The sequence below is a fragment of the Planobispora rosea genome (assembly GCF_014648175.1).
GTDB lineage: Bacteria > Actinomycetota > Actinomycetes > Streptosporangiales > Streptosporangiaceae > Planobispora > Planobispora rosea.
In genome coordinates this window covers 190,927-200,746 of sequence record NZ_BMQP01000012.1, presented here as the reverse complement: position 1 = coordinate 200,746, position 9,820 = coordinate 190,927, and the positions used below count along the sequence as shown (strand labels likewise).

Below are 9,820 nucleotides of genomic sequence, written 5' to 3'. Positions count from 1 at the left end.
AAGATCCACCCGCGGCACCTACCTCGTCGAGCTTTTTACACCGCCCCGAGGACGCCACCCCGTGTCGGCGCCCACACTGGTAACGTACGGCTGGTTGCTCCAGCTCAGGGGTATCTCCTCCCAGTCGGAGGTGATCCGCCGCGCGGTGATGCCGGAGCCGCCGCCCGCCCCGCAGTCATGGGACTGGTAGTTCCACAGGTGCAGGTCTGCGTTTTCCACCTTGCCGCCCATAAGCTCGGCGGGGATGTCGGGGAACTTGAGGTAGCCGCGCCAGCGCTTGGCGATGCCACCGGCGTAGGACTTGCCGACCACGATCTCGGTCTTGTTGAAGTTGTTCCAGCTGTCCGTGAGGTCGTAATCGTTGATGTAGGTGTCCCGGCCGTCTTTATCCTGCTCGCCGGTGTGGCCTTCGTACCAGTCAGAGGCCGCGGCGGTCATCGTCACCGGGTACGTCGTTGCCGGATCGGCCAGGAACGCGGCGTCGGGTGTGAACACCAGGGTCTTGCCGTCTTCGGCGAGCGTGACGACGGCCTTGCCAGTCTTGCCCGAATCAAGCGGGGCGCTTGCGTCGGCGGCCTTGGCGTCCTGCAGCAGGGTCGGCCGTACCTCGGTCAGCGTCTTGCCGTCCTTGCCCACGATGGTGGGCCGGCCCGCGGCGTTGTTCTTGAATGACAATCCTTCGGGCAGGTCAAGTGGGACCCGGAAGGAGAGCGGACCGGTGGGCCGTTCGGTGATGGTGATCTGCTGCTGGAACCCGGTGGGGTTCGCGGTCACCATCAGGTCGCGGCCCTTGCCGTAGGCGGACCGGTAAGTGGCGGTGTTGCCCTTGAGCTTGGGCTTGGGCAGCTTGCCGCCGGGGGCTTCGATCTCGGTGGTGTCCTGAGCGATCTTGCTCTTCAGCAGAACGGTCTCCGCGCCCGCCGACAGGGTCAGGTCGCCCTTGACGGCCTTGGGTTTGATGACGCCGTCTTGCTGCACCAGTGTGGTGTCGATCGGGGTGAAGCCCTCGCCCTTGACCTTCTTGACTCGCACGGGCTCGGTGGACAGCTCCATGCGCAGGGTCTTGCCGTCGGGGTTGGCGAACAGCGTCGTGGTTTCGGTGTTGCGCTCGGGGATCTCGACGCGCTTGCCGGTCTCGCGGGCCTTCTTCTTGGCAGCCTCCACCGTCTCGTCCACGATGGGCTGCCCGCCGTTCTTCGGGGCGGGCGGAGCGGAGGTCTGGGCCGGGGCCGGTTCGGGTTTCTGTTCGGCCCAGGACGGGACCGCGGTCAGGCTGACGACCATGGTTGCGGCCAGGGTGACGGCGGTGGCATTCGCCAGGCGGCGTCTGCGCCTTCGGGGGCCGGAGGAGAGCGATAAGGGCTCTCCGCTTCCTATCAGTAAGGTCACTCAGATCTCCTGCGTGCATGCGAAGTAGCCCACGCCAGAGGCGCAGGCGACTCGAACTCATGTTTGACTCGCAGAAGCTATCAGTAAAGTTTACTTAAAGAAAAATCCATGATCAAGATGATCTTCATGGTCGAATCGATAGTTGACCTGGCAGATGTGGGTGCGAGACCTTGGATGAGGATGCCGATCTGTGGCCATCCAGTCCCGTACCGTGTCGAAATCCGTGATAAGGGGCTTGAGCTGGGATTTCTCTGGAGTGGTCATGCGGCTCGGGACGGTACGCGTTGAGCAACCTGCAGAGCATCCGCCGCGTCAGAACTCGTCACACCGGCTTCGATCCAAGACTCCTCCGGATCAGATATGGGTGCAGCTCGTTCTGAGGGAGCAACTGAGCTGGGGATTCGTGGTCCGGGCCGGTTGAGTGGAGAACCGCGCCTTACCTTCTGACAGGGTGATTCGCGAGTTGACGTCCTTTTCGTTGTTGGGGTTGGCAGAGGCGGGCTGGTCGACGACTCGTCGCCGGTGTGGGTGCCGAAAATTCATCCGTCCCAGTCAAAGTGGTGTGCCAGTACTCAGGTTGAATTCGTAGAGCCCGGGGCGTGACGGCTGCTCGGTGTTGCGGTACGACTGGGTCATGCGGTATGCGCAGAGGGGCGGGTACACCCCCGCCGAGCAGGAGCGCCGCGAGCGGGTACGGCTGAAGGCGGCCGAACGATTCGCGGCAGGCGAGCCCACCAAGACGATCGCGGGGGACCTGCGAGTCGACGAGCGCACGGTGCGGCGGTGGAAGGCCAGATGGCGCGCCGGGGGACAGCGGCACTGAAATCCACCGGGCCGGTCTCGCGGGAGAAGCTGTCGCCCGTCTCGTGGGCCAAGCTGGAGGCCGAGCTGAACCGAGGGCCGCTGGCGCACGGGTTCGCCGATGACCAGCGCTGGACGCTGGGCCGCGTCAAGACGGTGATCGGGCGGATGTTCCACGTCGGCTACACCATCGAGGGGGTGGCCAAGCTGCTGGGAGCGGCATGGCTGGTCCTGGCAGGTGCCGGTACGGCGGGCCGCCGAACGCGACGAGACCGCGATCGCGGTGTGGAAGAACGAGGTGTGGCCGCAGGTAAAACCACCGCGGCGGACCTGGGTGCCTGGATCTGCTTCGCCGACGAGGCGGGTCAGGGGCTGAGGCCGCCCAAAGCGCGGACCTGGGCTCCGCGGGGTGCCCGGCCGGTGGTGCATACCCGCGGTGGCAAGGGACGGGTGACCGTGGCCGGCGTGGTCTGCTTCCGTGCTGGGGAGCGCCCGCGCTTGTTCTACCGGTTGCAGCTGTATCGGGGCCGTCCCGGCGAGCCGAAGAGTTTCGCCTGGCAGGACTACCGTGACCTGATCCTCACCACCCATCAGCAGCTCGGTGCGCCGCTGGTGTGGTGCTGGGACAACCTGAACCGCCACCATGTGCAGGAGCTGGTCGACTTCGCCCGTGAGCATGACGACTGGCTGCGGATCTATCATCTGCCCGCCTACGCGCCGGAGCTGAACCCCGCCGAAGGGGTCTGGTCGCTGCTCAAGCGCGCCCTGGCCAACTTCATCGTCGCTGATCTCAAAGGTCTCGTTCGGATCGTCAAGCGCAAGCTGAAGAAGATCCAGTATCGGCCCCACCTGATCAGCGGATGCCTGGCCGGGACCGGCCTGACCCTCGAACCCTGTTACGCCGAGGAGGGCTCTACGAATTCAACCTGAGTACTCCCTGCGGACACCACCGAGTCGATCACATCGGCGGACATCGAGCCGGGCGATCCGGCTTGTACGGGGGCACTTGCATCAGGTAGGGGTCGGAGCGGGGCGCGTACCGCTTCAGCACCCCTCTCGCGAGGCTTTACTCAGTGATTCGCCGGATCAGGTTGCTCGCGCTGGCCGATGGTGGATAATAGTCAAGGGTCCTATGTTTGCTCGGTGGTTGCTCGCATGTCGCGGTACGGTGTGGCACGCAATGACACAGCCCGACAGGACAAAAAGGACATCTCCGGACGGGATGTCATCAGGCGGCACGCCGTGACAGTAGGCGTCATTGATCAAATCGACTTTTAATCCGTAGGTTCTGGGTTCGAGTCCCAGGCGCCCTACCACTCGCACACCGTCTGACCTGCGTTTTCTCGGTCCAGACGGGCTCTGCGCGAGCCGGAGATCGCCGATGTTTGCTCGGTGGTTGCTCGCGTGTATCGGAACCCGGTCCCCACAAGATCGACTACGGAGTCTGTTCCACATCAGACCCGGCAGACGGCCACGAAAGACCAAGAAAGACAATCCCTGCGGGCCGCCGGGTCTCACACCGCTGGATCCTCGGCAAAACTCATGCCAAGCCAGCCAACCGGCCGACGCGCCCCCGGCGCGATCCAGGATCACATCCGACCTCAGGGCCTACGGGCAAGGAGTACTGCCGACAGCGCACGCTTGCGATCGCGCCCGCTCAGCTGTTCACCGTGCAGGTCTCTTGGGCTGGCTGGAGGCACACCGAGCCGGATCAGCGCCGAGCCGCTGACCCCCTGTCCACCGGGCATCCCCGACGCCGCCGACCCAGAGGCGTGAAGAGCATGCGTATCTTGGTCCGCCCTTGACCCGTCCGCCCGCGCTCAGCCGGAGCCGGTCTGCCGGGAAGCACGGCGCCGGGCCGAACCGGCCGTTCACAGGCTGTGGACCTTGGCCCGTGGCACGGGTCCGACGTCGGACTGCCGGCCCGGGCGTATCGCCGCGTGCCGCTGGCCTGGGCCGGGTCCGGAGCGGGCGGCCAGCGCATCGGCCACCACGCCGGTGGCGAAGGCGTAGATCGCCTTGTGCAGCAGGTCGACCGCCAGCTCGCGACGGGGCCACGACTCAGGAGGCGCGCCGACCCCGGTGGCGTTCTCCAGGATCTGGTCGTTGGTGAGCCGGACCACCGCGAATTTGGCCGAGGACCAGGGTCCACGCAGCCCGGCGTGGGCCATCACCGAACGCAGCACGCCCAGCACGGCTGCCTGTCCGAAGTGCATGGTCCAGTTCACCGGCAGGCTCTGCCGTCCGGGCCGCTCGGCCATCCCGGTCAGCCGTTGCAGGACCCGCGCCGGGACATGGGAGTCCGGCCGGCCGGTCAGGCGCTGCTCGGCTTTTTCCGCCAGTGTCATCACCACGGCCCCGGCCGTCCCGGCGACCAGCCCCTGCCACACCGCGCGTTTCAGCATGAGGTCCCTGTACCCGGCAGCGGCCTCCTGTCACCGGCCGGCTTGATCACCTGTCCGGGGCCGGGTGGGTTCGTCGATGAGTTCGGGAGTCATTTGCTGCCGAATCTGGGCACCACCCACCGATCATCTACCGCCCTGGATGTCGGTGAGTTCCGGCGCCGGCGATGTCCGCCTGAAGGGGTGCCCCCAGCCTAACGATCATGCCCTGGTACGGGATGCCGGGCCAGCTTGATCGCTGAGATCAGCAGCACGAGCGCAAGGGTGAGGATCAGGACAAGGCCGGGGATCACTCCGAGCAGCAAGCCACTGAGCAGAGCATCGGTTACCGACCCAGCGATCATGGCCGCGACGAAGCGGAGAGCGGCGACCACACCGATGCCGAACCTGGCCGTGACTCCGGTGGCCGTCTGCACCGGGCCGCGGAGGTCCTGGCGCTCAACGTCGAGGAATTGGACCTGGAGCATCGGCGGGCGCCTGTCCGGTCCAAGGGCGGCGCGATCGAGTGGGTTGTACTGGGAGTCCGGCACCGCCCGCCTGCTGCCCCGGCTCCTCCGGCTCCCGGACGGCAGCACGCGCACACGCGGTCCGCTGTTCCTGTCGATACGGCGTCCTGTCCTGGCCCAGCGGCACAAGAATCTCCGCACCGCCATCCGCTACGTCAAACCCGGGCCCGAGGCCATCGCCGAGGCCACCGAGGTTCTGCCACCCCGTCGCCGTAAGCACGCTGCGCCCGCTCACGAGCCCGCTGCGCGCGAGCCCGCGCCTCCTCATTGCGCTCCGGCACCTGTTCGACCATCTCGACGTCCCACCACCCGCCGCAGGATCGATCAAGAGATCACGAACAAGACTGAAGGGCGGGCGGCCCGTCAGGTGTCGGGGTGCACAGGCGTACCTCGCCCGTTCGGCGTTTTGCCGTGCGCAGCGACCTGACCGCCGTGGTGCTGGATGCTGCCGGGGTGCCCTTCTGCGACTCGGTCGGTCTCAGCGCGTTGATCGGCGTGCTCAAGCAGAGTCAGGCCGCGCACAAGCGGCTGGCGCTCAGCGGCGTGCATGGCACTCTGGCGCGGCTGCTGGCACTCACCGGCCTGGCACAGGCCTTCGAGATCCACGATGACGTCCAGCAGGCCATCCAGGCCATCCAGGCCGCCGGCTCCGGCGCATGAGCTGGCCGCCGTAGAGGCCACCTGCCAGGAGCGGGAGGTGCCTGGACTACGGTCGGAAAATCCGAAGGCATCGGCGACAATGTTCCACCACATTCCGGCATCCGACCATCACGCACCATGACCGCCGATGCGTACGGCGCACACCGAGCACACGCGGGCGACAGCGAAGTCGCCACCCGGCCGGGTAGGTGGGTGAACCACTGGGCAAAGGGGGCGGGTGGCATGCGCGAGTACCAAGCAGGCGACACCGGCGCCGTCGACCTGCCGTCAGTTTCTGGCAGGGCAATCGCGGATCGGCGCGGTGTGCGGGACAGGGCGGGGTCGATGGCCGTCCCGATCGGGCACTGGCTCGTCAGTGGTGATCTCGCCGGGATGCGCGCATGGGTGCACCAGTGTGCGATCAGTGCCGGGCTGGATGCCGCCCATCTGCCGGCCGGTCCGCCCGCCTCGGGCCGCGACCGGGGCGCCGGCTTGTGGCTGATCGGCCGGCCGGGTGTGTGATGCGGTGGCCGTCGATCGCCGGCCCGCAACCTCGCGCCTGCGCATGGTCATGACACTGGCGCCCGCCTGACAGAGGCTCCCGCGAAGAGCCGCCCGGTGTGCGGCGGGAGGGCAGGCGGGGCCTGCTGCATCGAGGCGACCAGGTCCTCACCGCCGCAGCAGGCGCTCCAGCTGCGGATCGTGCGGAAACATCGCGGTCAGCTGGGTCAGCTCCAGCAGCCGCCGCAGATAACCGTGGGCGTGGGCCAGGCGCAGCCACCCGCCGGCAGAGACGGCTTGGCGCTGGCCGGCGATCAGGGTGTGCAGGCCGCGCGAGTCGCAAAACCCCAGGCCTGCGGCATCGACGACCAGGCGGGTGCGGCCGCGGGCCAGGGCCTGGTCGATCGCCTGGCGCAGGTGATCGGCGCTCAGGGCATCGATCTCGCCGTCCAGGGTGATCACCGTGGCGGCCGGGTGATCGGTGGTGGTGAGCGAGAGCATGGTCATGCGGGGGGCTCCCCCCTTTCAGCGGCCATCGGCAACGTCGACCGGCACAGGCGCCGGTCGGCGGTAACCGCTTGTCTTTTACCGTAGGCCCGCCCCAGGGGGGTTTGACAACCCGCCCTGACAGCGCTTCTCCCAGATCGCTCGCGCCAGAGATTCACCCGGGCATTGGCTAAGGACTTTCGGCAGCCGGCCGATGACGCGGGCATGGACTCTGTTCGCAGCCGACTGCTTGCGCCGGCGGCCCGCCGTACCGGCGGGCTGCTCGTGGGTGCGGTGCTGATCTCGCTGCTGGCCGCGGCCACAGCTGGGGACCTGCGCGGGGAGGTGGTCTACTTCTCCGGGTACGGTCTGGTGTGCGGTGCGGCCTGGTGGGCGGCGCTGCGCCCGGCCGGCCCGGATGGCCGCCGGCCCTGGCTGTGGCTGGCCGCCGCCCAGAGCCTGTGGCTGATCGGCGACCTGGTCTACTCCATCCTCTACTGGATGTTTCCCACCGTCGATCCGACCGGTCTGATCGACGCCCCGTGGCTGGCCGGATACGCCGCGATCGTTGTCGCGATCATGATGATGGCCCGCCGCCGGGCACGCGGCCAGCTGCGCGAACCGCTGCTGGACATGCTCACCCTCACCAGCGCGGTGGCGCTGGGAATGTGGCAGATCCTGGTGGTACCGGCCCTGCAGGAGGCCGGCGGCCTGTACACCGCCGGCATCTGGCTGGATGCCGGTTACGCCGTCGGCGATGTGCTGATCGCCGCCGCGGTGCTGCTGCTGGCGCTCTCGCCCGGCACCCGCACCGCCCCGACCCGGCTGCTGATCACCGCGGCCTGCATCCGGCTGCTGACCGATGTCGGCTACGCCACGCTGCCGGCTCTGATCGACCCCGGTGATCTGGCCCGGCTGGCCGGGGTCGTGCTGCTGGGCAACGCGCTGATGGTCATCGTCGCCCTGCACCCCCAGCGTGCCGAACTGACTCATCCCGGCCGCCGGATGCGCACCTTGCACCCCGCGCGCGTGTTCTTCCTGGGCCTGGCCCTGCTGACCGCTCCCACCGTGGCCGTCATCCACGGCAGCGCCGCCACCGGTGAGCGCATCGCCCTGCTCCTTGCCACCATCGCCGCCAGCGGCTTCGTGCTGGCCCGTTTCACCGGAGCCGTGCGTCAGCAAGAACGCGCCGAACGCCTGCTGGCCTACCAGGCCGCCTACGATCCGCTGACCGGTCTGGCCAACCGCCGCACCCTCACCGCCCACTTGGAGGACTACACCTCCGGCCAGGCCGTGTTCTACCTCGACCTGGATGGCTTCAAGGCCGTCAACGACACCCACGGTCATGAGGCCGGCGACGCCCTGCTGGTGGAGATCGCCAGCCGACTGCGCGCCGCCGCCGGCGCTGGTGACCTCATCGCCCGGCTGGGCGGTGATGAGTTCGTCGTGCTGCATCCTGAGGCGCTCGACCGCCACGACCTCATCACCCGGGCCGAACGCCTGCTGCAATCCATCGCCGAGCCCATCACCTACCACGGTCGTGAGCTACGGGTGGGGGCCAGCGTCGGCATCGCCGTACGCACCGCCGACCCCACGGCCGGCCCCACGGCCGGCATCGCTGCCGGCGAGCTGCTGCGCGCCGCCGATACGGCGATGTATGAGGCCAAACGCGCCGGCCGTGGTCGCTGGGTCCTGGCCGTCCCCCCACCGCCCAATCTGTCCCTGGCCGGCTAAGCGGCCCGCCGGGAACACCGGAACGACCACGTCCGCCGAGGACCGATGGAGATCTCCTCGCCCAGGCGCATGTAGGCCCCGGGGTCGACCAGCCTGTGCAGGATTTTCAACTGCCGCACCGGGCGCCTGCCGTCTTTTGCGCCCCGGGCACCGCGAGGATCTTGCCTACGCCGGAGGGCGGCAGGGCGGGGACACGAGGCGATGACGGACGGGCCGATGCCGCCTGACCAGGCCACACGGCTGGCGGCCGATGTGCTCCGGCTGCGCCACTACGACCGCCGCTTCGGCCAGGTCACCCAGCAGCTGCACGAGACCGAAGAGCTCAAGCACCAGTTCCTGCGCACCGTCAACCATGAGCTGCGCACCCCGCTGACCGCGATCAGCAGCTACCTGGAGCTGCTCCAGGACGGTGACCTGGACCCGGCCACCGGGCACGAGTTCCTGAGCATGATCGAACGCAACAGCGACCGCATCCGGGAGCTGATCGACGGGTTGTTGCTCCTGGCCAGCCTGACCACCCGCACCGTGACCTTCGAACCCGGCCCGGTGGATGTGGCCGCGCTGGTGCGCGAGGTGGTCATCGAGTCCCTGGGCAAGGCCTGGGATGCCAGCGTGATGCTCACCGCGCACGCCAAGACCGAGGTGAGCGCCTGGGCCGATGCCCGGCGGCTGCACCAGGTGCTGAGCCAGGTGCTGGACAACGCCGGCGACACCCTGCACCTGTCGATCTTCGACGCCATGGGTCACGACACCGCCGCCGGGCTGACCGCCACCATCGCCATGGGCGCCTGCCGCAACAACCGCCGCCAGGGCGCCGACCTGCTGGCCGTCACCGAGGCGATCGATGCCGCCATCGCCGAGCAGTTCGGCGGCACCCGTTTTGCCACCGGCATCCTGGCCGACCTCGACATCCGCACCGGAGCGCTGAGGTGGGTCAACCGCGGCCACCACCCGCCGCTGGTCCTGCGCGGCGGCCACGTGGTGGCCAGCCTGGAGGCCGAGCCCGACCCGCCGATGAGCCTGGGCATGGGCGCGTGCACCGAGTCCTCGCACTACCAGCTGCAGCCGGGCGATCGGCTGCTGTTCTACACCGACGGCGTCATCGAGGCCAAAAGCCCCGACGGCCACGAGTTCGGCCTGGAGCGCTTCGCCGACTTCATCATCCGCCGCGAAGCCGACGGCATGCCGGCCCCCGAGACGCTGCGCCGGCTGATCCAGACCCTGCTGGACCATCAGCACGACCATCTCGACGACGACGCCACCGTGCTGCGGGTCGAATGGCAGACCCAGCGTCACCACCGACTCCTGACCTGAGTCCCCCTTGAGCCTCCGCAGAGCTCGGCTGAAGTCCACGGCGGCCTC

10 protein-coding genes are annotated in these 9,820 nt (G+C 68.3%); 6 read left to right on the top strand and 4 right to left on the bottom strand.

Going from position 1 to position 9,820, the window contains the following annotated elements; genetic code table 11:
• Positions 1 to 18: 18 nt before the first annotated feature.
• Positions 19 to 1,284, bottom strand: coding sequence for a DNRLRE domain-containing protein (locus tag IEZ08_RS14845; RefSeq protein WP_189242325.1), 1,266 nt, complete (start codon positions 1,282 to 1,284; stop codon positions 19 to 21).
• Between the two features lie 739 nt (positions 1,285 to 2,023).
• Between IEZ08_RS14845 and IEZ08_RS14840 the strand changes: the two genes are divergently transcribed.
• Entirely contained in the window at positions 2,024 to 2,212 is a 189-nt protein-coding gene (locus tag IEZ08_RS14840) for a helix-turn-helix domain-containing protein (protein WP_189242324.1), read from the top strand.
• Entirely contained in the window at positions 2,173 to 3,120 is a 948-nt protein-coding gene (locus IEZ08_RS14835) for an IS630 family transposase (protein WP_229803115.1), read from the top strand. Before IEZ08_RS14840 ends, IEZ08_RS14835 begins: the two co-directional genes overlap by 40 nt.
• 941 nt (positions 3,121 to 4,061) lie before the next feature.
• Here the strand turns inward: IEZ08_RS14835 and IEZ08_RS14830 are convergent.
• Together IEZ08_RS14830 and IEZ08_RS14825 are read right to left on the bottom strand one after the other, a co-directional pair.
• The gene (locus IEZ08_RS14830) at positions 4,062 to 4,595 is read right to left on the bottom strand and encodes a hypothetical protein (RefSeq protein WP_068927908.1); all 534 of its coding nucleotides are present in this window, start codon (positions 4,593 to 4,595) and stop codon (positions 4,062 to 4,064) included.
• Positions 4,596 to 4,786: 191 nt separating this feature from the next.
• Positions 4,787 to 5,059 carry a hypothetical protein gene (locus IEZ08_RS14825; RefSeq protein WP_084780773.1) on the bottom strand — a complete coding sequence of 91 codons (273 nt, stop codon included), beginning with the start codon at positions 5,057 to 5,059 and terminating at the stop codon, positions 4,787 to 4,789.
• Between the two features lie 450 nt (positions 5,060 to 5,509).
• Here IEZ08_RS14825 and IEZ08_RS14820 point away from each other — a divergent pair, with 450 nt between their 5' ends.
• The gene (locus IEZ08_RS14820; protein ID WP_189242322.1) at positions 5,510 to 5,758 is read left to right on the top strand and encodes an STAS domain-containing protein; all 249 of its coding nucleotides are present in this window, start codon (positions 5,510 to 5,512) and stop codon (positions 5,756 to 5,758) included.
• A gap of 222 nt (positions 5,759 to 5,980) precedes the next feature.
• Positions 5,981 to 6,259: a hypothetical protein gene (locus IEZ08_RS14815; RefSeq protein ID WP_189242321.1), complete on the top strand. Its 279-nt coding sequence runs from the start codon at positions 5,981 to 5,983 to the stop codon at positions 6,257 to 6,259.
• 147 nt (positions 6,260 to 6,406) lie between these two features.
• Here the strand turns inward: IEZ08_RS14815 and IEZ08_RS14810 are convergent, their stop codons facing one another.
• Positions 6,407 to 6,745, bottom strand: a complete 339-nt coding sequence (locus IEZ08_RS14810) for an STAS domain-containing protein (protein WP_084780775.1) — start codon at positions 6,743 to 6,745, stop codon at positions 6,407 to 6,409.
• A gap of 204 nt (positions 6,746 to 6,949) precedes the next feature.
• On the opposite strand from IEZ08_RS14810, the gene IEZ08_RS14805 reads away from it, so the two are divergent.
• A complete protein-coding gene (locus tag IEZ08_RS14805; RefSeq protein ID WP_189242320.1) occupies positions 6,950 to 8,458 on the top strand; it encodes a GGDEF domain-containing protein in 1,509 nt (502 codons plus the stop codon).
• A 216-nt stretch (positions 8,459 to 8,674) separates the two neighbouring features.
• On the top strand, positions 8,675 to 9,772 hold the full coding sequence (locus IEZ08_RS14800) for a SpoIIE family protein phosphatase (protein WP_229803113.1): 1,098 nt from the start codon (positions 8,675 to 8,677) through the stop codon (positions 9,770 to 9,772).
• Positions 9,773 to 9,820: the final 48 nt, after the last annotated feature.

Coding starts and splice junctions, on each gene's coding strand:
- IEZ08_RS14845 (WP_189242325.1), bottom strand. CDS start 1,284: ATGGTCGTCAGCCTGACCGCGGTCCCGTCCTGGGCCGAACAGAAACCC.
- IEZ08_RS14840 (WP_189242324.1), top strand. CDS start 2,024: ATGCGGTATGCGCAGAGGGGCGGGTACACCCCCGCCGAGCAGGAGCGC.
- IEZ08_RS14830 (WP_068927908.1), bottom strand. CDS start 4,595: ATGCTGAAACGCGCGGTGTGGCAGGGGCTGGTCGCCGGGACGGCCGGG.
- IEZ08_RS14825 (WP_084780773.1), bottom strand. CDS start 5,059: ATGCTCCAGGTCCAATTCCTCGACGTTGAGCGCCAGGACCTCCGCGGC.
- IEZ08_RS14815 (WP_189242321.1), top strand. CDS start 5,981: ATGCGCGAGTACCAAGCAGGCGACACCGGCGCCGTCGACCTGCCGTCA.
- IEZ08_RS14810 (WP_084780775.1), bottom strand. CDS start 6,745: ATGACCATGCTCTCGCTCACCACCACCGATCACCCGGCCGCCACGGTG.
- IEZ08_RS14805 (WP_189242320.1), top strand. CDS start 6,950: ATGGACTCTGTTCGCAGCCGACTGCTTGCGCCGGCGGCCCGCCGTACC.
- IEZ08_RS14800 (WP_229803113.1), top strand. CDS start 8,675: ATGCCGCCTGACCAGGCCACACGGCTGGCGGCCGATGTGCTCCGGCTG.